Consider the following 19,955-nt stretch of genomic DNA (forward strand, 5'->3'; position numbering starts at 1 on the left):
GCGCCTTATTCGGCCTGGTTCCTGTCCAATGGCAGCCCGAGCTTGTCCCACGCCGTCATACCACCAAGCATATTGAAGACGTTTGTGTACCCATTGCGTCGAAGAATACTGACTGCAAGTCCCGAGCGATGTCCCACGCTGCAGTGGGCGACGATCCGCTGGTCCTTGGGAATCGCGGGCAGGTTTTCTTCGAGATGGCCTACGAAAGTATGATGCGCGCCCGGTATGTGTTTCTCCTTCCATTCCATGTCATCGCGCACGTCCAGGATGGTCAGATTCCCGTTCTCTTTCCAGCGCGCGGCTTCGCTGGCGCTTGTCGTGCCCAGCGCTTCGATGGGCAAGCCCGCTTCGCGCCATGCCTCGACCCCGTCCGCGAGCACCCCTTCGACGCGGTCGATGCCGATGCGGGCAAGCTGTGCGATCGCCACAGGCGCCTTGGCCGGCTGCTCGACGACCAGGAAAACGGGCGTTTGTTCGTCCGCGAGCCATCCGCCGAACGTGGACAGGCCCTCCAGCCAGACGTTGTACGAACCCGGGATGTGCGCGCCCGCGAAGGCATCGGGCGACCGGGTATCGATCACGATCCCGCCCCTGGCGCGATCGCGGAAGGCCTCGGGCTGCAGCACGCGGTCGTCCGGGGACGGGGGCACGGGCCGTCCGGCCTCCAGGTTGACCACTTCCATGTGCGAGAAATACGGCGGCCGCGGCAGGTTCTCACCAGCCTTCTGCGCCATGAACTCGGCGCGGGTTTTCGTGAAGACGGGATTGGTCGCGCGTTCAATGCCGAGCGTCGACTGGTCGCGCTCGGAAATATTGCCCCCACACGCCGATCCCGCTCCGTGCGCCGGCAACAGGATGGCCTGGTCGCCGAGCGGCGCCAGCTTCTGGTGCACCGAATCGTAGAGCACGCCCGCATTTTCCGCGGTCTTTTCCGGGTCCGACAGGTCGGTCCGTCCGGTATCGCCCACGAACAGGGCGTCTCCGGTAAACACGCCCCAGCACTGATCGCCAGCGTCAGCGGGATACACCGCGTAGGACATGCTTTCAGGCGTGTGTCCCGGGGTGGCGAGCGCGACGAAGCGGGTCCTACCCACCCTGAATTCCTCGCCATCCCCGACCTGTACATCGACGCGGCCGAACAGGGGATGTTTTCCCGCCAGTATTTTGGCGCCCGTGACTTCCGCCAGGCTGGCGGAGCCGAACTCGAAATCCTCCTGGCGGTGCGTTTCGATGCAATACGCAATGCTCAAGTCATTGTCGCGCGCCAGCTTCAGGTACTCCGTCACGTCGCGCCGCGGATCAACGACCACCGCAAGCCTGTCGCCGCATCCGAGCACATAGGCGTTGTGGCCCAATCCCTGCGTTTTTACCCGTTGAAAAAACATGGTTCCGTTCCTTTCGTCGAGAGTCAGTCATGCTTGCGGGACGACTGCGTTCGCTGTCCCAGCATCGCACGGTACGCCGCCGGGCGGCGCACAGCTTGGCTTCCTTGTCATTCCTGTACTCTCGCCCGCAGTTCCTGCTGCCATGGCCGGACTGAAGTCGACGATCGCGCGCGGTATCGGGATCGCAGTACGAATAGATTTTCAGGAAGCGTTGCGCCTGTCCGGAGCGCAGCGCCAGTTCATTCGAGAGAAACCACTCGCCGACCGGACGCAGCTTGTCTTCTGCGGCGACATTCGTGAAAGCTTCTTCGACTTCCAGTACCAGCCGAGCGCTGCCATCGCAGGCGCGCTCAGCAGCAGGATGGCGCGCTCCTAGCCATCCATGAACGCGGCGTAACGGTTCAGCGCGAACAGCGCGGCGGCCAGCAGGCCGGCGCCGAAGATCCAGTCGATACCCGTCAGGCGACCAAAATAGCCTGGCGCTTCCTTGTAGACGTCGTCCGGGTGCGAATGGGATGCCTGCATCGTTGTCCCCACATTGAAATAACTTGTTGCCGGGAGCAATGCTAGGTAGCCGGGATGAAGGTGGAATGAACAACACCCGCAGCGAGGCCACTGCTGCGCCGGCTCGACGCCGCAGTGGCGCCGTCAAGTCATCGGCGGCCGGCGGCGTCAGCCGGGGAGTCGCCCTGCGTGCGGTCCCGCGTGTCCGCCCAGAGCGTCTCGGCGCGAAGGCCGGTGCGGCAGAATCCGAATACCGGCTTGGGCGCCGCTGCGTACAGCGCCGCAAAGGCATCGCGGTCGGCTGGCGTGATCTTGCCCGGGACAACCGGGAGATGCAGCGCTTCCAGGCCGTGCTTCCGGGCTTCGGCGGCGATCTCGGCGAACGGGGGCTGGTCGCCGCTCTCCCCGTCCGGGCGGTTGCAGACCAGCGTGGCGAAGCCTTGGGCCTTCAATTGTGCAATGTCTGCCGGGGTGATTTGCGGCCCTACTGCATAGTCCTTGCTGAGGTAGCGGATGGTCATGGTGCACTCCTGTTTCGATGGAAAACAACAGTATATTGAAATATAGATTGTATGTCGATATAATGTGTCTCAATAGACTAACAGAGGTAGATTATGCCGGACACACAAACACTCAATTTGCATGACATGCAGGCCGCAGCGGCGCAGGCTTGCGCTCTCCTGAAAGTTCTGAGCAACCCCGACCGGCTCATGCTCCTGTGCCAGCTGACTCAGGGCGAATCCTGCGTCAGCGACCTGGAGTCCCTGCTGGGCATTGCGCAGCCGACGCTGTCCCAGCAACTCGGCGTACTGCGCGAGGAAAAGCTGGTCAGCACGCGCCGCGAAGGAAAACAGATTTTCTACAGTATCGACAGCAAGGAGGCACTGGCGATCATGCAGGTCCTGTACCAGCAATTCTGCCTCCCTATCCAAGGAGTAAAAGCATGAGTATCGACTGGATCCATTTCACCCCCTGGACCTCGCTCGCGGGTGGGCTGATCATCGGCGCCGCGGCGGCCGCGTTCGTGCTGTTCAACGGCCGGATCGCCGGCATCAGCGGCATTCTCGGTGGCCTGCTGCGGCCTGCGCGCGGCGACATCGGCTGGCGCCTCGCCTTTTTGCTTGGCCTGGTTGGCGCTCCCCTCGCCTACGCGATGTTCGCGGCGCTTCCTGCCGTCACGGTCGTCGCCGACACCCCGACCTTGGTCATCGCCGGATTGCTGGTCGGTCTGGGAACCCGTTACGGTGCGGGCTGCACTAGCGGGCATGGCGTCTGCGGCCTGTCGCGGCAATCGCCGCGTTCGCTGGCCGCCACCGCCGCCTTCATGCTGGCCGGCTTCGCCACCGTCTTCGCGATGCGCCACCTCTTCACTTGATACACAAGGACATCGAAATGAACATCCTGATGGCATTGATTGTTGGACTGGTATTCGGCATCGGCCTGATCGTGTCAGGCATGACCGATCCCGCGAAGGTGACTGGCTTCCTCGACCTGGCCGGCAACTGGGACCCGTCGCTCGCCTTCGTCATGGGTGGTGCGATCCTGGTCGGCCTGGTCGGATTCCGCATCGCACGCAAGCGCGAGCGCTCGCTGCTTGGGGAGCCAATGCGCCTGCCGACCGCGACCCGGATCGACCGTCGCCTCGTACTCGGTTCGCTGGCCTTCGGTGCCGGCTGGGGCCTGGCGGGCTACTGCCCTGGCCCGGCACTCGCGTCGCTGGCGACCGGCGGTTCCCAGCCGTGGATCTTCGCGCTGGCCATGGTGGCAGGCATGAGCATGTTCGAGCTGATCGAGTGGTTCAAGCGCAGCAGCGCCCCTGCTGCCGGGAAGGCCTGAGCCATGGACCCGCTGCCGCTGGCCGCCGTGCTCGGCCTCGTCGTCGGGCTGATACTGGCGCTGACCGGTGCTGGCGGCGGCATCCTGGCCGTCCCCCTGCTGGTATTCGGCGCCGGAATGAGCGTCGCCGAGGCCGGGCCGATCGGCCTGCTGGCGGTCGGAATGGCGGCAGCCCTCGGCGCCATGCTGGGGCTTCGCGATGGGCTGGTGCGCTACCGCGCGGCCTTGCTCATCGCCGCGGCCGGCATGTTGCTGTCGCCGGCCGGACTGTGGGCGGCGCGCCAGGTCGATGGACAGTGGCTGGGCGTGATGTTCGCCCTGACCCTGCTATACGTGGCGTTCCGGACCTGGCGCCAGGCTGCCGGGCGCGGGGCGGCACTGGGGACGGACAAGCCCGTATGTGTGCGTGGGGAACACACCGGCCGCTTCGTCTGGACCCGCCCGTGCATGCGCGTACTCGGCCTGTCAGGCGCGCTTGCTGGCTTCCTCTCCGGTTTGCTCGGGGTTGGCGGCGGCTTCGTGATGGTACCGGCCCTGCAACGCTACACCGACCTGACCATGAAATCGGCGGTCGCCACGTCTCTGGCCGTCATCGCCATCATTTCAGTCGCGGGAGTCGCCACCTCGGCGGCCCAGGGAGGCATCGATTGGTTGACTGCAGCCCCGTTCGCAGGCGGTGCCCTCGCTGGAATGCTTGGCGGCCGCTCGCTTGCGGCCAGGGTCGCCGGCCCGGCTCTGCAAAAAGCATTCGCCGTGGTCTCGGCCCTGGTGGCGCTCGGCATGGTCGCGAAGGCCCTGCTCTCTTGATTGCATTACCTGGTTTTTTTGGAGAACGACATGAACATGAACCCGATCCAGCTGTTCGATACGGAATCTTCCACCTTCACCTACATCCTGGCGGCGCCGGGCGACAATGACGCGGTCATCATCGACCCGGTGGAACGCCACCGGGAACGCGACCTCCAGCATCTCCAGCGCCTGGGCCTGAAACTGCGCTACGTGCTCGAGACGCACGCCCACGCGGACCATGTCACCTCGGCCGGCAGCTTGTGCGAGCTCACCGGCGCCGTCGCCGCGGTGCCGGGCGGCTGCGGTATCGCCGGCGCCGGCATGCAGCTCGGGGATGGTGATGTGATCCGCTTCGGCAAGGGCGAGGAAATCCGCGTCCTGCATACACCCGGCCATACCGCCGGCAGCATGAGCTATGTGTGGCGTGGCAATGTCTTCACGGGGGACACCCTGCTGATCGATGGCTGCGGGCGTACCGACTTCCAGAGCGGCAGTGCGGATGCCCTGTATGACAGCGTCAACGACAAGCTGTTCACGCTGCCCGACGACACCCTGATGTGGCCGGGCCACGACTACAAGGGCCAGGCGGTGTCGACGATCGGCTGGGAGAAGCGCAACAATGCGCGCCTGGCCAACCGCAGCCGCGCCGACTTCGTCCAGCTCATGGCCGGGCTCAATCTCCCCAAGCCGAAGCTGATCGACGTGGCGGTGCCGGCCAACCAGAACCTGGGCCTGCCCCGGCATGGCGCATGAACCGGCGCCGCGTCCGTGTAGCTCCCGGCATCGGACGCCCTTCCTGTGTTCCGGCACCTTTTCGAGCCGTCCAGGCCCGGCGCTCGACTTTTACAGGCGGGATCGCTATGCTCGAGGCACCTGCATACCTGCCGCTTCCCTGCGGCCCCCCTGATGCCGAATAGCCAGTCTCCCCTGACCCCGATCCTGCGCTTGACGGCCGAGAAGCGTCCAGCGGTAACCTACGCGATCTGGCTCCTGGTGCTGTTCGGTGTCCTGCTGGTCGGCGCCCAGGCCTGGAGCGCATGGAGCGCGCGCCAGAGCAGGCTGGCCGAGCACGCGGCCGCCACCTCGAACATGGCCGGCGCCCTCGCCTCCCAGGCGGAAAGCACGGTGCGCATCGTGGACACCGTGCTGGCGGGCGTAGTCGAGCGCGTCGAACATGACGGCATGACGCCGGCCGCCGCCGACCGGCTGCACAGCCATGTGCGCAACATGGTCGGCGAGGTCAGGCAGTTGCACGGCCTGTTCGTGTATGGCGCCGATGGCAGCTGGCTGGTCACCTCGCTCGAGCGCCCGGTCGCCGGCAACAACGCCGACCGTGAATATTTCCAGTATCACCGGAACAATCCGGGACGCGGGGTCCATATCGGCAAGCCGGTGCGCAGCCGCTCCAGCGGGGTCTGGGTACTGCCCGTATCGCGCCGGGTGGACCGGCCCGATGGCAGCTTCGGCGGCGTGGCCCTTGGCACCATCCGGATCGCTTTCTTCGCCGACCTGTACGGCAGCTTCGATGTGGGCAAGGATGGCGTGATCTTCCTGGCGCGCGACGACGGCACCCTGCTCTACCGCCGCCCCTTCACGGACAGCCTGGTCGGCACCGACGTGCGCGACGGCCCCGTATTCCAGATGGTCCGCAGGTCCGGCCCGGTGGGCACCGCGATGCTGCGTTCGAAGATCGATGGCGTCGTGCGCCTGTACAGCTATCGCCATCTGGACAAGCTGCCCCTGATCGTGGCCACCGCCCAGTCCAAGCAGGACATCCTGGAGGAATGGCAGCAGTCCTCGCTCCTGATGTCGGGCGTGACGCTGCTGGTGGTGCTGCTGCTGGTTGGCGTGGGCACGCGCCTGGTGCGCCAGATCATGATTCGCGACGAGCTCGATGCCGAGCTGCGCATCGCCAAGGCCGACCTGCAGGAGCGCAATCGCGAGTTGACGGTGCTGGCGACCAATGACGGTCTCACCGGCATCGCCAACCGCCGCCATTTCGAGGACACGCTGCGGCTCGAGCTCAAGCGGGCACGGCGTACCGGGGTAGCGCTGTCGCTGCTCCTGTTCGATGTGGATTTCTTCAAGAAATACAACGACCGCTACGGCCACGTCGCCGGCGACGATTGCCTGCGCCAGGTCGCCGCCACCCTGCAGGCCAAGCTGGCCCGCCCGACCGACCTGGCGGCCCGCTACGGCGGCGAGGAATTCGCCGTGATCCTGCCCGCCACGGGGCAGGTCGGGGCGCGCTACGTGGCCGAGCGCCTGCGCCTGGCGCTGATGGATCTGGGCATCGTCCACGCCGACAATCCGTACGGGGTGGCCACCCTCAGCGGTGGCGCCTGCACCTATCATGGCACCCATGGCGAAGAGGTCGATCCCGACACCTTCGTGCGGCGCGCCGACGCCCTGCTCTACCGCGCCAAGGCGAATGGCCGCAACCGCATTTGTAGCGACCTCGACAGTTCCAGCCTGCCCGCCCAGCCGTCCCTCGCGATATAAAAAAAACCGCCTGCGATGCAGGCGGTTCAGTGTCGCAACCCGGCAGTTTAGTAGCGGGTCGGGTTGTTCGGGCGGTTGTCGTGACGGTTCGGGACGCCGTCGCCGTCACGGTCGCGGTCCATGCGGTTGGGGACGCCGTCGCCGTCGCGGTCGCGGCGCGCCATGCGATGGTCGTCACGCACCCAGCCGCCGCGGTCGAGATACCAGCCCCTGCGGTCCTGGCGCCACACCGGCTGCTGGTAGACATAGCCGCTGCGGACCCGCTCGTAATGGCCACGCTCCCATTCATAACGGCGGCCGTTCCAGTTCCAGTAGCCTGGCACCCATTCGTAGCCACGACGGGCCATGGGGATTGCCTCGTGGCGCGGCGGCGGCGGAGCCTTGTGGACCACGATCACTTCGGTGCGGCCCTGGGCCTGTGCCTGGGCCGGCGCGAAGGCTGCGGCACTGATCAGGACAGCTGCGGTAGCGGCAAGAATGCTTTTCATGGTACTTCTCCTTTCGGTTGTGTTGGAACCACTATAGCCAGGCCCAGGTGCACACGGGAGAAATGAAAAAAGTTCTTACAATCGAAACATGCTGCGATGAAAATGTAACGGCGCAGGGCAATCACGGCAGCGCTGAAAACAAAACAGCCGGCAATGCCGGCTGTCTTCGCTCTTGCTGCTGAAACCGGATCAGTCCAGTTTCCAGGCGTAGTCGATCTTGGTCCAGGTCGCCGCCGGTGCGCCATCCTTGGTGCCCGGCTTGAACTTGCACGAGGACAGGCCTTTCAGTGCTGCCTTGTCCAGGTTCTTGAAGCCGCTCGACTTTTCCAGCTTCGATTCGGTTACGGTGCCGTCGGCGCTGACCAGGAACGAGGCCGAGGTGGTGCCCTGCTCTTCGTTCATCAGCGACGCCTTCGGGTACTCGACCGCGCATTTCTTCGGATCGAACGATGCCGGCACTTCGGCGGCGAAGCTGGCGCCGGCGGCGCTGGCGAGGAGGGTTGCTGCGATCAGTTTGGTGCTCAGGTTTTTCATGATTTCCCCAATAAGTCGTTGTTCAGGTTTGGCAGTCTTGATTGCTGCTTGCCGGCCCGCAGGCCGGCGCCTTCTCTCTTAAAATTCTTCCCACTCGTCGCTGGCGACGGTGGCGGCCTTCTTGGCCTTGGCGGCAGGCGCGGCCGGTGCATCGGCCGGGTCGGCCGCGGCCGCGGCGGGCTTCCTGGCCGCCGGCTTCTTCAATGCCGGTGCCGGACGCTTGGCGGCTGCCGGACGCACCGCCACGGCGGTGCTGGCGACCGGCGCCGCGGCAACCGGCGCCTCGGCCTGGTACTTCTCGCCCTCGGTCAGCTTGAAGATGCTGACGACGCGGGTCAGTTCGTCCGCCTGGTCCTGCAGGCTCTGCGCGGCGGCGGCGGCCTCTTCCACCAGGGCGGCGTTCTGCTGGGTCATGCTGTCCATCTCGATGATCGACAGGTTGACCTGTTCGATGCCGGCGCTCTGCTCGGCGCTGGCATTGGCGATCTCGCTCATGATGTCGGTCACGCGCTTCACGCTCGTCACCACTTCATCCATCGTCACGCCGGCCTGGCCGACCAGCTTGCTGCCGCGCTCGACCTTCTCGACGGAGTCGCCGATCAGTGTCTTGATCTCTTTCGCAGCCGCAGCCGAACGCTGGGCCAGGTTGCGCACTTCCGAGGCCACCACGGCGAAGCCGCGGCCCTGTTCGCCGGCACGGGCGGCTTCCACCGCGGCGTTCAGCGCCAGGATGTTGGTCTGGAAGGCGATGCCATCGATGACGCCAATGATGTCCGAGATCTTGCTGGCCGAGGTGTTGATCTCGCCCATGGTGCCCACCACCTGCGACACCACTTCGCCGCCCTTGCGCGCCACGTCCGAGGCAGTCGCGGCCAGGGCGTTCGCCTGGCGGGCGTTGTCGGCGTTCTGCTTGACGGTCGAGGTCAGCTCTTCCATGGCCGAGGCGGTCTTTTCCAGCGAGCTGGCCTGCAATTCGGTACGCGAGGACAGGTCGATGTTGCCGGCCGCGATTTCACGCGATGCGGTGCCAATGGTTTCGGTGCCGCGGCGCACCTGTTCGACGATGCCGACCAGGCTGTTGCGCATTTCCTTCATTTCCACCAGCAGGCTGCCACGGTCCGACTCATCGGTCTCGATCGCGATCGACAGGTCGCCGTGGGCGATGCTGCCGGCGATCTGGGCGGTGTAGGCCGGTTCGCCGCCGAGCTGCTTGCGCAGGCTGCGGGCGATCATCCAGGCTGCCGCCACGCCCATGGCGACGGCGGTCAGCAGCATGCCGATCATGAAGTTACGGGCGTTCACGAACTCCGACTCGGCGTCGGCCTTGCTCTGGGCATTCTGCTTGTCTTCCAGCGCAGCGAGCTGGTCGAGCGCTTCGGTCCACTTCTTCTGCACCGGACGCACTTCGCGGATCATGACGCGGGTGGCGTCCATCGCGTTGTTCGCCAGGTAAAGATCCGAGGCCTTCTGGATGGCGGGCATGGCTTCACCCTCGAACTGCTTGATCTGGGCCAGCAGCGCCTTTTCCTTGTCGGAAGCGTGGGCGGCGAAGATGGCCGACAGCTTCTTCTGGGCGTCGTCGTACTTGCGGGTCTGCTCCTTGAACTTGACCATTTCCGGTTCCATGTCGGCCGGGTCGGTCATGAGGGTCAGCACGCGCAGCGAAGCGACACGCTCGCTCACGTTGTTACGCATGTCGATCACCAGACCGGTCGAGACATTGTTCACGCTCACAACCTGGTCCAGGCGATCCTGGATCTGGGCCATGCGCATGATACCGACCACGGTCACCACGATCAGCAGCATGACGACCAGCGCGAAGCCGAGTACCAGGCGGGTACCGACCTTCAAGTTATTCAAAAAAGCCATTCAGTTCTTCCCTGTATCTATTGATCGAATTCGCGCGGTGCGTGCGCCGTGCGACGCGTCCGTAGGCTGTTGGATAGCTACGGTTATTTCCGACAGGATAAATCAAAAATTCTGCCCGGAAAGTCGAAATCGACTGCAGTCTCCGAACTTGTTTCAGCTCAACAACGACATTGATCTAGATCAATATCTTAAGAACGAGAGAAATTATGCGGGTGGACTTTCCTTACGGCAAGCTTATTGACCGTTGTCGTTACAATTTCCGCAACGAAATGTGTCAATTTGCCGACAGGAAATGAGAAAAAGGCGTACGCAGGTACGCTTTTGAGGGAGCAACCGGGGGCGGAGTCAGGCAGCGGCAGGCATGCGGGCGGCGGCCTCCAGCAGCAGTGCCGGGTCGCCACTGGCGAGCTTTTTCGAATCGGAAAGCAGCTGGCGGAACGCGCGTGCGCCCGGCAGCCCGGTCATGATGCCGAGCATGTGGCGTGTGATGCTGTTGAGTTTTAGCCCATGCTGGCCATACAGGCGCAGCTGCTCGGCGATATAGGGCAGCATCGCTTCCAGTACCTGCAGCCGGGTCTTCACTGGCGCCTCCAGGTCGCCATGGAAGCGGCGATCCCAGTCTGCCATTACCCAGGGATTGTGATAGGCCTCGCGCCCCAGCATCACGCCATCGACATGCTGCAGGTGCAGGGCGATTTCCTCGTCCGTCCTGATGCCGCCATTGATGAGGATTTCGAGCGCCGGGAACTCGCGCTTGAGCTGGTAGGCCACCTCGTAGCGCAGCGGCGGGATCTCGCGGTTTTCCTTGGGCGACAGGCCCTTCAGCACGGCGTTGCGGGCATGCACGATGAAGGTACGGCAACCGGCATCGGCGATGGTGCCGACAAAGTCGCGCACGAAGCCGTATTCCTCGTTGTAGTCGATGCCGATGCGGTGCTTGACCGTGACGTCGACCGACACCGCATCGCGCATCGCCTTGACGCAATCGGCCACCAGTTGCGGCTCGCCCATCAGGCAGGCGCCGAAGGCGCCCTTCTGCACCCGCTCCGACGGGCAGCCGCAGTTCAGGTTGATCTCGTCATAGCCCCACTGCTCGCCCAGCTTCGCACTCCTGGCCAGGTCGGCCGGATCGCTGCCGCCGAGCTGCAGGGCGACCGGGTGCTCGGCGCCGTCGTAGCGCAGGTGGCGCTCGACATCGCCATAGACCAGGGCGCCGGTGGTGACCATCTCCGTATACAACCAGGTGTGGCGGGTGATCTGGCGGTGGAACATGCGGCAGTGGCGATCGGTCCAGTCCATCATCGGGGCCACCGACAGGCGGCGGCTCGGCAGCGAAGTTGCAGGAAGGACGGCGGCGGGATTCTGGGAACTCATGGGTGGCGAAGAAGCACCGGCGGCTGCCGGAAAACCCGACATCATAAGCGAAACCCGCCAGCCTTGCCGCTTTCCAGCGCGCGCCGCCGTGTCCTGGCATGAAAAAAGCTCCCGCGCGCCGGGGCACGCAGGAGCTTTCTCGCCGAGCAGCGGAGTCTGGCTTAGAAGCCGTACTTCAGGCCCACGCTCCAGACGTCAGGCTTGGCGCCATAGGCCTTGCTCTTGCCATAACGCTCGTACTCGGCCATGAGGGCCACGTTCTGGTTCAGCTTGTACTCGACGCCCACGCCGCCGTAGCCGCCGGTGTCATCGTCCTTGAAACGCTGTCCCAGGTTGTTGCTGAGCTTGCGCTCGCTGTGCGAAATGCCCAGCTTGCCGTAAGCCGATACCTGTTCGTTGACCGGCACCGTGTATTTGGCCGCGACGTAGGTACCGTAGCCTTCGGTGCTACCGCGCAGGCCATTGGCACCGGCGAAGTCGGTCTTGTGATGGTTGGTCCAGCCCGCTTCCACGCCAAGGCGCTCGTCGAACTGGTAGCCACCGAACAGCTTGCCGTCCGCCTTGTGCGCATCCAGGGTGGTGTTCTTGGCGCTCACCGCGGCGGCGCCGACATAGCCGCGGCCGGCGTTGGTCTGGGCCTGGGCGCTACCGGCAAAGGCGGTGGCGACCGAAGCGGTGGCGATCATGGCAATCATCAGCTTTTTCATACTAACTCCCTTCAATCATCTCGAACTGTGTCGCAATTCCCAGTGAATCGCGTTGTGATCACAATAACAAGGATTGCGCCTACGCCCAAGGGAACAAGTGGTAAGAACTGTAACAAGATGCAAAATGAAGACCATATCCGCACTTATGTTCGCCAGTTCACCGACGATAGATGAAAATGCATGACGCATAAGGCTCGCGACACCGTGCGATAGGGTCGATAATAAAAAACCCGCTGCAAGCAGCGGGTTTTTTGCGGAACCTGAGATCCGATCATGCGCCTTCGCGGCTGGCTTTCTTGCGCTCGTGTTCCTTCAGGAAACGCTTGCGCAGGCGGATCGACTTCGGCGTGATCTCGACCAGTTCGTCGTCTTCGATGAACTCGACGGCATATTCAAGCGACATCTGGATCGGCGGCACCAGGCGCACCGCCTCGTCGGTACCCGACGAACGCACGTTGGTCAGCTGCTTGCCCTTGATCGGGTTGACGACCAGGTCGTTGTCGCGCGAGTGGATGCCGATGATCATGCCTTCGTACACCGGGGTATTGTGCTCGACGAACATGCGGCCGCGATCCTGCAGTTTCCAGATCGCGTAGGCGACGGCGGCGCCATCGTCCTGCGAGATCAGCACGCCGTTGCGGCGGCCGGCCAGGTCGCCCTTGGTGTTGTCGACCGGTGCGTACTCGTGGAACACGTGGCTCATCAGGCCGGTGCCGCGGGTCAGGGTCATGAATTCGCCCTGGAAGCCGATCAGGCCACGCGCCGGGATCAGGTATTCGAGACGGACACGGCCCTTGCCGTCCGATTCCATGTTCTGCAGGTCGCCACGGCGGCGGCCCAGCTCTTCCATCACGCCGCCCTGGTTCACTTCTTCCACGTCGACGGTCAGGTTCTCGTACGGCTCGCACTTGACGCCATCGATTTCCTTGAAGACAACTCGTGGACGCGACACGGCCAGCTCGAAGCCTTCACGACGCATGTTTTCCAGCAGAATGGTCAGGTGCAGTTCGCCGCGGCCCGACACTTCGAAGATGGTATCGTCGTCGGTCGGCAGCACGCGCAGCGCCACGTTGGCCTTCAGTTCGCGCTCCAGGCGCTCGCGCAGCTGGCGGCTGGTGACGAACTTGCCTTCGCGGCCGGCCAGCGGCGAGGTGTTGACCATGAAGTTCATGGTCAGGGTCGGCTCGTCGACGGTCAGCATCGGCAGCGCTTCCGGCACGTCCGGCGCGGTCACGGTCACGCCGATGCCGATGTCTTCGATACCGTTGATCAGGACGATGTCGCCGGCGACCGCTTCTTCCACCTGCACGCGCTCCAGGCCCTTGAAGTTCAGCACCTGGTTGATGCGGCCCTTGATCGGGTTCTTGTCGTCCTGGCCGTTCACGACCAGCACGTCCATGCCAGGACGCACGCGGCCGCGGTTGATGCGGCCGATGCCGATCTTGCCGACGTACGAGGAATAGTCCAGCGAGGTGATCTGCATCTGCAGCGGGCCGTCCGGGTTGTCGTCACGCACCGGCACATATTTCAGGATGGCGTCGAACAGCGGCTTCATGTCGCCGCCGCGCACGCTTTCGTCCATGCCGGCGTAGCCGTTCAGGCCCGAGGCGTAGACGATCGGGAAGTCCAGCTGCTCGTCGGTGGCGCCGAGCTTGTCGAACAGCTCGAAGGTCTGGTTGATCGCCCAGTCGGCGCGCGCGCCCGGACGGTCGATCTTGTTGACGACGACGATCGGCTTGAGGCCCAGGGCCAGCGCCTTGCGGGTCACGAAGCGGGTCTGCGGCATCGGGCCTTCCTGGGCATCGACCAGCAGCAGCACCGAGTCCACCATCGACAGCACGCGCTCGACTTCGCCGCCGAAGTCGGCGTGGCCGGGGGTATCGACGATGTTAATGTGGGTGCCTTCGTACTCGACCGCGCAGTTCTTCGACAGAATCGTGATGCCACGTTCCTTTTCGAGGTCGTTCGAGTCCATCACGCGGGTGTCCACCGCCTGGTTTTCACGGAAGGTGCCCGACTGGCGCAGAAGCTGGTCGACCAGGGTGGTCTTGCCGTGGTCAACGTGGGCGATGATTGCAATATTACGAATTGCGCGTTTGGTGTCTGACATGTGTGTATTCAACAGTGAATGTTGCGTGATGGATGGAGCGGCGACGATGGAACGCATTACCGATTTCCGTAACCCGCTACTATAGCACGCTTATCGGGGCTTGCTGCGTTGCAGCGGAAAACAAGGCGTCTTTTTCGACGCATCCGGGTCGAATCGACGCACGGATGGAACGGCAGGGCGCGTGGGCGGCGGGGTAGCGATACGAAAGATGGGTCCGGACGCCGCCGGGCGGCGTGCTGCCGCCCATTCCGGAACAGGACTCCAGGTGGGGATGCGGGCATGCTTTTCAAGGCGCGCCGCTCGCGGTAACCTGTATCGACTTCAGCTCTTGCCGAGCGCCTCGATCTGCCCGGCCAGGCTGGCGCGCTGTCCCTCGTCCCTGGCAGTCTCGCGCAAGCGCTCCAGGGCTTGCCGGTGGGCGACCTCCAGCGTCCTGCCGTCTTCCACCTCCAGGTCGGGTGTGACCCCCTTGCCTTCCCAGCCGCCGCCATCGACCGGGCTGACGGATTCGCCGATGGGCACCGACAGCAGGTAGTTGTCTCGCAAGGGCTGCAGCGTGACCGGATTGCCGCCGCCACGGGTGGTGGCGCCGACCAGGGTCGCGCGCTTCAGGCTGCGCATCGAATAGGAAAAGGCTTCGCCGGCTGAAAAGGTGCGGTTCGAGGTCAGCACATACACCGGCTTGCCGAGGTAGCGCGGGCCGGCGACGGTGGCCCGGGTCGATGCCTGCATCGGTGGCCTGCCGCGGTAGCGCAATTCCATCAAAGCTCGCTCACGATCGAAGAAATAACTCGCCAGCAGTAGCATGGCTTCCCCGCCGCCGCGGTTGGCGCGCAAGTCGATGATCAGGGCGTCGGTATGGGCCAGGAAGGCCATCGCGGCCGCATAGCTTGCTTCCACCAGGTCGGCATCGTCATGGAAATGATGGATCTCCAGGTAGCCGACGTTCCCTGGCAGGATCTCGACCTTGCGCAAGCCGTAGTTCTCGCGACGCTCCTGCTCGCGCTTGGCGGCCGTGCTGGCGTTCGCCGTGGGGCGCAGGGCGCGCACGTTCGGCTGGTAGCGGATGCTCATGTGCTTGTCATGCGTGATCTCCTGCAGGTGGCCGGTGAGCAGTCTGGCGAACTCCTCGTCCGCCGGCGCGGCGGTATACGCGCCCTGCCGCTGGTGCCTGCGCACATTGGCTTCGATCGCCGGATAGCGGTCGGGATGGACATATTCGTCCTTGATGCGCGCCAGGACCTCGTCGACCACGCGATCACGTTCGGCCGGGGCGGCGGCGTGCAGGATGGAGCAGCTCAGCAGGGATGCGGCCAGCAGGACCGCGCGTGGAAAATAGCGTTGCATGAAAGTCTCCCGTAGTTGGTCAACTTTCCACTGCAAACGCCGTGCCAGGGGGCTCCCCCAGCGAGAAGGCTGCGCCGGGCCGTCCGCGGACAAGCCCTGGATGTCCGGCGCCCTGTGCCGGACATGCGCCGGATATGTGCCGAATATGCGCCGCTAAGCCGCCGGCTGTACCGCGATCAGCCGCTCCGGAGCCAGGATCCCGTATTCCTGCAGCTTGGCGGTGCCCAGCAGCTTGCTGTCCAGGTAGACCCGTACCCGGCCCAGTCCGGCCGGCAGGCTGACGTCTTCCTTGCCGAGCGCCAGGCGCTGGCCGTTCAGGAAACGCTTGGCCAGTTCGGGCGTGAGCACGACCGCCGGAAAGCTCGACAGCAGCGCGTCGACCGGGGCCAGCAGCGAGAGCGGGTCCGGATGCGCCTGCAGGTCTTCCAGGCTGATCATGCGCTCGACCGTGAGCGCCCCCACCTGCACCCGGCGCAGCGCGTTCAGGTGCGCGCCGCAGCCGAGCGCGGCGCCGATGTCCTCGCCCAGCACGCGCACATAGGTGCCCTTGCTGCAGGTAACCAGGATCTTCAGGAAAGGGGCCTTGTACTCGACCAGCGACAGGCCGTGGATGGTCACCGGCCGCGCCTCGCGTTCCAGCGTGATGCCTTCGCGCGCATATTCGTACAGCGCCTTGCCGTCGCGCTTGAGTGCCGAATACATCGGCGGCACCTGGAAGATCGGACCGCGGAAGCGCGCCAGCGCCGCTTCGATCCCCTCGCGCGTGACATCCACCTCGCGCTGCTCGATGATCTCGCCCTCGGTGTCGCCGGTAGTGGTCATGATGCCCAGGTGGACGGTCGCCTCGTAGGTCTTGTCCGCTTCCAGCAGGTCCTCCGAGAACTTGGTCGCTTCGCCGAAGCACAGCGGCAGCAGGCCGGTGGCGAACGGGTCCAGGGTGCCGGTGTGGCCGGCCTTCTTCGCGTTGAACACGCGCTTGGCCTTGATCAGCGCGTCGTTGGAGGACAGGCCGACCGGCTTGTCCAGCAGCAGCACGCCGTCGACAGGGTCGCGTGGCTTCTTGATGGGGCGGGAATTCACTCGCTGTCCGAATCTTCGTCCTGGCCAAAGTCGGCCGCACGGACGGCGTTCGCCTGGTCGATCAGGGCCGACATCGCCAGGCCGCGCGTGGTCGAGGTGTCGTGCACGAAATGCAGTTGCGGCAGGGTGTGGATGTGGAGCCGCTTGCCGAGCAGGTTGCGCAGGTAGCCGGAAGCCTTGGTCAAGCCTTCCAGGGTCTGCTTCACTTCCTCCGGGCTGTCCTTGAGCAGGGTGAAATAGACCTTGGCGTGGGCATAGTCCGGCGTCAGCTTGACTTCGCTGATGGTCACCATGCCGACCCGCGGATCCTTCAGTTCGAAGGCGATCAGTTCCGACAGGTCTTTCTGGATCTGGTCGGCCACGCGCAGACCGCGCTGGGGAATGCTTTTGCTGTGTTTTGCCATGATGTTGCGGATGTTGTTCTTGTGAGGGGGGGGAACGACCAAAGACAAGGGCCAAAAACAAGGGCCAGGCCCTCCGCGGCATTCGCCGCGAAGCGTCCTGGCCCTCATGCTACGCCCAAAGTCGAAATTACAGCGTACGCGCCACTTCGGTGACTTCGAACACCTCCAGGACGTCGCCGACCTGGATTTCGTTCATGTTCCTCAGCGACAGGCCGCACTCGAGGCCCGCGCGCACTTCCTTGGCATCGTCCTTGAAGCGCTTGAGCGAGTCGATCTCGCCAGTCCACACGACGATGTTGTTGCGCAGAAGGCGGACCGACGAGGACCGCTTGACCACGCCATCGGTGACCAGGCAGCCCGCGATCGCGCCGACCTTCGACACCATGATGACCTGGCGGATTTCCACCTGGCCCGTGACGGTCTCGCGCTTCTCCGGCGCCAGCATGCCCGACAGTGCCGTCTTGATCTCGTCGATCGCATCGTAAATGATGCTGTAGTAACGGATGTCGACGCCATTCGCCTCGGCCACCTTGCGCGCCGACGCGTCGGCACGGGCATTGAAGCCGATGATGACCGCTTTCGAGGCCACCGCCAGGTTGACGTCCGACTCGGTGATGCCACCGACCGCCGCGTGGACGATCTGGACCCGCACTTCCGAGGTCGACAGCTTCTGCAGCGAACCGACCAGCGCTTCCTGCGAACCCTGCACATCGGTCTTGACGATGAGCGGCAGGTTCTTGACTTCGCCTTCGGCCATCTGGTCGAACATGTTCTCCAGCTTGGCGGCCTGCTGCTTCGCCAGTTTGACGTCGCGGAACTTGCCTTGACGGAACAGGGCGATTTCGCGCGCCTTGCGCTCGTCGGCCATCACCATCGCTTCTTCACCGGCGCTCGGCACTTCGGTCAGGCCCTGGATCTCGACCGGGATCGACGGACCGGCTTCGCTCACCGGCTTGCCGTTCTCGTCGAGCATCGCACGGACGCGGCCGAACGAGGAACCGGCCAGCACGACGTCGCCGCGCTTCAGGGTGCCCGACTGCACCAGGATCGTCGCGACCGGGCCGCGGCCCTTGTCCAGACGGGCTTCGACCACCAGGCCGCGGGCCGGGGCGTCGCTCGGCGCGGTCAGTTCCAGCACCTCGGCCTGCAGCAGCACCTGTTCCAGCAGGTCGTCGATACCGGTACCGATCTTGGCCGACACTGGCACGAACGGCGAATCGCCACCGTATTCTTCCGGCACCACGCCTTCGGCCACCAGTTCCTGGGTGACGCGGTCGGTGTTGGCGCCCGGCTTGTCGATCTTGTTGATCGCCACCACCAGCGGCACGCCGGCGGCCTTCGCGTGGGCGATCGCCTCCTTGGTCTGCGGCATCACGCCGTCGTCCGCCGCCACCACCAGGATGACGATGTCGGTCGCTTTCGCACCGCGGGCACGCATCGCCGTGAAGGCTTCGTGACCCGGGGTATCCAGGAAGGTGACCATGCCGCGCGGGGTGTCCACGTGGTAGGCGCCGATGTGCTGGGTAATGCCGCCGGCTTCGCCCGCAGCGACCTTGGCGCGGCGGATGTAGTCCAGCAGCGAGGTCTTGCCGTGGTCGACGTGGCCCATGACGGTCACGACCGGTGCGCGCGGCTTGGCTTCGAACTCGGCGTGTTCGCCCTGGTCGGCCAGCAGTGCTTCCGGATCGTCCACGGCGGCCGGGAAGGCCTTGTGGCCCATCTCTTCCACCAGGATCATCGCGGTTTCCTGGTCCAGCACCTGGTTGATGGTGCACATCTGGCCCAGCTTCATCAGCTGCTTGATGACCTCGGATGCCTTGACCGACATCTTGTGCGCCAGTTCGGCCACGGTGATGGTTTCCGGCACGTGGACTTCACGCACGATGGCTTCGGTCGGCGCCTGGAAGTTCGATTCGCGGTCCTCGTTGTGCGAGGAACGGCGGCCACCGCTGCGGCCACCCGCACGCCAGCCGTCGCGGCCGCCGCCGGTGCCCGGGCCGCCACGGCCTTTCGGGCCGCTCGGCGCGCCGCGCTTCTTGGCGTCGTCGGACCAGGTCGAGGAAACGTTCGCCGACTTGATCGATTTCTTGTCGCCCGGCTTCTTGTCGCCCGGCTTGGCGTCGCCCGGCTTCTTGTCGGCCGATGCCGCCGGCTTGTGCAGGGTGCCCGCGGCCGCGGCCGGCGCGGCCGGCTTGGCGACCGGTTCCGGCGCCTTGATGACGCGGCGCGGCTGGCTCATCATGAGCTTGATCTGGGCCACTTCGTCGGCCACGGCCTTGCGCGCGCGCTCGGTGGCGGCTGCGCGTTCGGCGGCTTCCTTGGCAGCTTCCTCGGAGCGCTTCTTCGCTTCCGCGGCAGCGGCCTGGGCAGCTTCCTCGGCGGCCGCCGACACCGGCGCAGCCGGTGCCGAGGCGCTCGAGGCGGCCTTGGCGGCTGCGGCGGCTTCCGCGGCTTCGCGCTTGGCCTTCTCGGCCGCGTCGCGCTTGGCTTCCTCCGCGGCCGCCTTGGCGTTGGCGGCTTCTTCCGCCTCCAGCTTGGCCAGGCGTTCCTGCTTTTCACGCAGGTCCGCTTCCTGGCGGGCGATCAGCTCGGACTGGCGGCGCGCTTCTTCTTCGCGGCGCGCCTGCTCGGCGGCATCGATCACCGGGGCGGCTTCCGCCTTCGGGGTAGTGACCAGGTCGTCGCGCTGCACGAAGGTGCGCTTCTTGCGCACTTCGACCTGGATGGTGCGCGACTTGCCGCTGGCGTCAGCCTGCTTGATCTCGGTGGTTTCCTTGCGGGTCACCGTGATCTTCTTCTTTTCGCCGGTATCGGCGGCGCCGTGGGTACGGCGCAGGTGGTTCAGCAGCTTGTCCTTATCATCTTTCGACAAGGGATCTGACGTCGAACTTTTTTCGACGCCGGCCGAGCGCAGCTGTGTCAGCAGCAGGTCTGCGGGCATCTTCAGTTCGGTGGCAAATTGGGCTACGTTGTTACTCGCCATTCAGTCCTCTTTTCTATGTGTCGCTGAGATGATAAAGATTTGC

20 protein-coding genes are annotated in these 19,955 nt (G+C 64.8%); 7 read left to right on the forward strand and 13 right to left on the reverse strand.

The genetic code is table 11. The annotated features are described in order from the left end of the window. Positions 1-5: 5 nt before the first annotated feature. Positions 6-1,385, reverse strand: a complete 1,380-nt coding sequence (locus LCI23_RS05160; protein WP_224945030.1) for a rhodanese-like domain-containing protein — start codon at positions 1,383-1,385, stop codon at positions 6-8. Here LCI23_RS05160 and LCI23_RS05165 point away from each other — a divergent pair. Beyond that, positions 1,384-1,761, forward strand: a complete 378-nt coding sequence (locus LCI23_RS05165) for a hypothetical protein (protein WP_224945031.1) — start codon at positions 1,384-1,386, stop codon at positions 1,759-1,761. The genes LCI23_RS05160 and LCI23_RS05165 overlap by 2 nt on opposite strands. On the opposite strand, the gene LCI23_RS05170 is transcribed toward LCI23_RS05165, so the two are convergent. Continuing rightward, positions 1,758-1,910 (reverse strand): hypothetical protein, encoded by a 153-nt coding sequence (locus tag LCI23_RS05170; RefSeq protein ID WP_224945032.1) that lies wholly within the window; start codon positions 1,908-1,910, stop codon positions 1,758-1,760. The two genes, LCI23_RS05165 and LCI23_RS05170, sit on opposite strands and share 4 nt — an antisense overlap. A 128-nt stretch (positions 1,911-2,038) precedes the next feature. Next, on the reverse strand, positions 2,039-2,410 hold the full coding sequence (locus tag LCI23_RS05175; protein WP_224945033.1) for a TIGR01244 family sulfur transferase: 372 nt from the start codon (positions 2,408-2,410) through the stop codon (positions 2,039-2,041). Positions 2,411-2,503: 93 nt separating this feature from the next. Here LCI23_RS05175 and LCI23_RS05180 point away from each other — a divergent pair, with 93 nt between their 5' ends. The 6 genes from LCI23_RS05180 (at position 2,504) to LCI23_RS05205 (ending at position 7,016) form a co-directional block, all read left to right on the forward strand. Continuing rightward, positions 2,504-2,836, forward strand: coding sequence for a metalloregulator ArsR/SmtB family transcription factor (locus LCI23_RS05180; RefSeq protein WP_224945034.1), 333 nt, complete (start codon positions 2,504-2,506; stop codon positions 2,834-2,836). Further along, positions 2,833-3,264 (forward strand): YeeE/YedE family protein, encoded by a 432-nt coding sequence (locus tag LCI23_RS05185; protein WP_224945035.1) that lies wholly within the window; start codon positions 2,833-2,835, stop codon positions 3,262-3,264. The genes LCI23_RS05180 and LCI23_RS05185 overlap by 4 nt, the downstream gene beginning before the upstream one ends. A 17-nt stretch (positions 3,265-3,281) precedes the next feature. After that, a complete protein-coding gene (locus LCI23_RS05190; protein ID WP_224945036.1) occupies positions 3,282-3,725 on the forward strand; it encodes a YeeE/YedE family protein in 444 nt (147 codons plus the stop codon). A gap of 3 nt (positions 3,726-3,728) precedes the next feature. Further along, on the forward strand, positions 3,729-4,532 hold the full coding sequence (locus LCI23_RS05195; RefSeq protein ID WP_224945037.1) for a sulfite exporter TauE/SafE family protein: 804 nt from the start codon (positions 3,729-3,731) through the stop codon (positions 4,530-4,532). Positions 4,533-4,562: 30 nt separating this feature from the next. Further along, on the forward strand, positions 4,563-5,267 hold the full coding sequence (locus LCI23_RS05200; protein WP_307727704.1) for an MBL fold metallo-hydrolase: 705 nt from the start codon (positions 4,563-4,565) through the stop codon (positions 5,265-5,267). A 153-nt stretch (positions 5,268-5,420) separates the two neighbouring features. Then, a complete protein-coding gene (locus tag LCI23_RS05205; RefSeq protein WP_224945039.1) occupies positions 5,421-7,016 on the forward strand; it encodes a sensor domain-containing diguanylate cyclase in 1,596 nt (531 codons plus the stop codon). A 47-nt stretch (positions 7,017-7,063) separates the two neighbouring features. Here the strand turns inward: LCI23_RS05205 and LCI23_RS05210 are convergent, their stop codons facing one another. From LCI23_RS05210 to infB, 10 genes are all read right to left on the reverse strand, one after another. Further along, the gene (locus tag LCI23_RS05210) at positions 7,064-7,504 is read right to left on the reverse strand and encodes a thrombospondin type 3 repeat-containing protein (protein ID WP_224945040.1); all 441 of its coding nucleotides are present in this window, start codon (positions 7,502-7,504) and stop codon (positions 7,064-7,066) included. 189 nt (positions 7,505-7,693) lie between these two features. Next, positions 7,694-8,038, reverse strand: coding sequence for an energy transducer TonB (locus LCI23_RS05215; RefSeq protein WP_224945041.1), 345 nt, complete (start codon positions 8,036-8,038; stop codon positions 7,694-7,696). Between the two features lie 78 nt (positions 8,039-8,116). Further along, entirely contained in the window at positions 8,117-9,907 is a 1,791-nt protein-coding gene (locus LCI23_RS05220) for a methyl-accepting chemotaxis protein (RefSeq protein ID WP_224945042.1), read from the reverse strand. A gap of 345 nt (positions 9,908-10,252) precedes the next feature. Then, a complete protein-coding gene (gene dusA, locus LCI23_RS05225; RefSeq protein WP_224945043.1) occupies positions 10,253-11,281 on the reverse strand; it encodes a tRNA dihydrouridine(20/20a) synthase DusA in 1,029 nt (342 codons plus the stop codon). Positions 11,282-11,442: 161 nt separating this feature from the next. Beyond that, a complete protein-coding gene (locus tag LCI23_RS05230) occupies positions 11,443-11,988 on the reverse strand; it encodes a porin family protein (RefSeq protein ID WP_224945044.1) in 546 nt (181 codons plus the stop codon). 271 nt (positions 11,989-12,259) lie between these two features. Then, on the reverse strand, positions 12,260-14,098 hold the full coding sequence (typA, locus tag LCI23_RS05235) for a translational GTPase TypA (RefSeq protein ID WP_036248654.1): 1,839 nt from the start codon (positions 14,096-14,098) through the stop codon (positions 12,260-12,262). A 321-nt stretch (positions 14,099-14,419) separates the two neighbouring features. Further along, a complete protein-coding gene (locus tag LCI23_RS05240; protein WP_224945045.1) occupies positions 14,420-15,445 on the reverse strand; it encodes a S41 family peptidase in 1,026 nt (341 codons plus the stop codon). Positions 15,446-15,598: 153 nt separating this feature from the next. Continuing rightward, positions 15,599-16,525 (reverse strand): tRNA pseudouridine(55) synthase TruB, encoded by a 927-nt coding sequence (gene truB / locus LCI23_RS05245; RefSeq protein ID WP_224945050.1) that lies wholly within the window; start codon positions 16,523-16,525, stop codon positions 15,599-15,601. Beyond that, a complete protein-coding gene (gene rbfA / locus LCI23_RS05250) occupies positions 16,522-16,929 on the reverse strand; it encodes a 30S ribosome-binding factor RbfA (RefSeq protein ID WP_224945051.1) in 408 nt (135 codons plus the stop codon). Before rbfA ends, truB begins: the two co-directional genes overlap by 4 nt. 127 nt (positions 16,930-17,056) lie before the next feature. Continuing rightward, positions 17,057-19,912 carry a translation initiation factor IF-2 gene (gene infB, locus LCI23_RS05255; RefSeq protein ID WP_224945052.1) on the reverse strand — a complete coding sequence of 952 codons (2,856 nt, stop codon included), beginning with the start codon at positions 19,910-19,912 and terminating at the stop codon, positions 17,057-17,059. Between the last annotated feature and the right edge of the window lie 43 nt (positions 19,913-19,955).

The sequence above is a fragment of the Massilia sp. MS-15 genome, assembly GCF_020176695.1.
Taxonomy (GTDB): domain Bacteria; phylum Pseudomonadota; class Gammaproteobacteria; order Burkholderiales; family Burkholderiaceae_D; genus Telluria; species Telluria hydrophila.

Coding starts and splice junctions, on each gene's coding strand:
- LCI23_RS05215 (WP_224945041.1), bottom strand. CDS start 8,038: ATGAAAAACCTGAGCACCAAACTGATCGCAGCAACCCTCCTCGCCAGC.
- LCI23_RS05175 (WP_224945033.1), bottom strand. CDS start 2,410: ATGACCATCCGCTACCTCAGCAAGGACTATGCAGTAGGGCCGCAAATC.
- LCI23_RS05195 (WP_224945037.1), top strand. CDS start 3,729: ATGGACCCGCTGCCGCTGGCCGCCGTGCTCGGCCTCGTCGTCGGGCTG.
- rbfA (WP_224945051.1), bottom strand. CDS start 16,929: ATGGCAAAACACAGCAAAAGCATTCCCCAGCGCGGTCTGCGCGTGGCC.
- typA (WP_036248654.1), bottom strand. CDS start 14,098: ATGTCAGACACCAAACGCGCAATTCGTAATATTGCAATCATCGCCCAC.
- LCI23_RS05165 (WP_224945031.1), top strand. CDS start 1,384: ATGGTTCCGTTCCTTTCGTCGAGAGTCAGTCATGCTTGCGGGACGACT.
- LCI23_RS05185 (WP_224945035.1), top strand. CDS start 2,833: ATGAGTATCGACTGGATCCATTTCACCCCCTGGACCTCGCTCGCGGGT.
- LCI23_RS05190 (WP_224945036.1), top strand. CDS start 3,282: ATGAACATCCTGATGGCATTGATTGTTGGACTGGTATTCGGCATCGGC.
- LCI23_RS05220 (WP_224945042.1), bottom strand. CDS start 9,907: ATGGCTTTTTTGAATAACTTGAAGGTCGGTACCCGCCTGGTACTCGGC.
- infB (WP_224945052.1), bottom strand. CDS start 19,912: ATGGCGAGTAACAACGTAGCCCAATTTGCCACCGAACTGAAGATGCCC.
- LCI23_RS05205 (WP_224945039.1), top strand. CDS start 5,421: ATGCCGAATAGCCAGTCTCCCCTGACCCCGATCCTGCGCTTGACGGCC.
- LCI23_RS05240 (WP_224945045.1), bottom strand. CDS start 15,445: ATGCAACGCTATTTTCCACGCGCGGTCCTGCTGGCCGCATCCCTGCTG.
- dusA (WP_224945043.1), bottom strand. CDS start 11,281: ATGAGTTCCCAGAATCCCGCCGCCGTCCTTCCTGCAACTTCGCTGCCG.
- LCI23_RS05180 (WP_224945034.1), top strand. CDS start 2,504: ATGCCGGACACACAAACACTCAATTTGCATGACATGCAGGCCGCAGCG.
- LCI23_RS05170 (WP_224945032.1), bottom strand. CDS start 1,910: ATGCAGGCATCCCATTCGCACCCGGACGACGTCTACAAGGAAGCGCCA.
- LCI23_RS05200 (WP_307727704.1), top strand. CDS start 4,563: ATGAACATGAACCCGATCCAGCTGTTCGATACGGAATCTTCCACCTTC.
- LCI23_RS05230 (WP_224945044.1), bottom strand. CDS start 11,988: ATGAAAAAGCTGATGATTGCCATGATCGCCACCGCTTCGGTCGCCACC.
- LCI23_RS05160 (WP_224945030.1), bottom strand. CDS start 1,385: ATGTTTTTTCAACGGGTAAAAACGCAGGGATTGGGCCACAACGCCTAT.
- LCI23_RS05210 (WP_224945040.1), bottom strand. CDS start 7,504: ATGAAAAGCATTCTTGCCGCTACCGCAGCTGTCCTGATCAGTGCCGCA.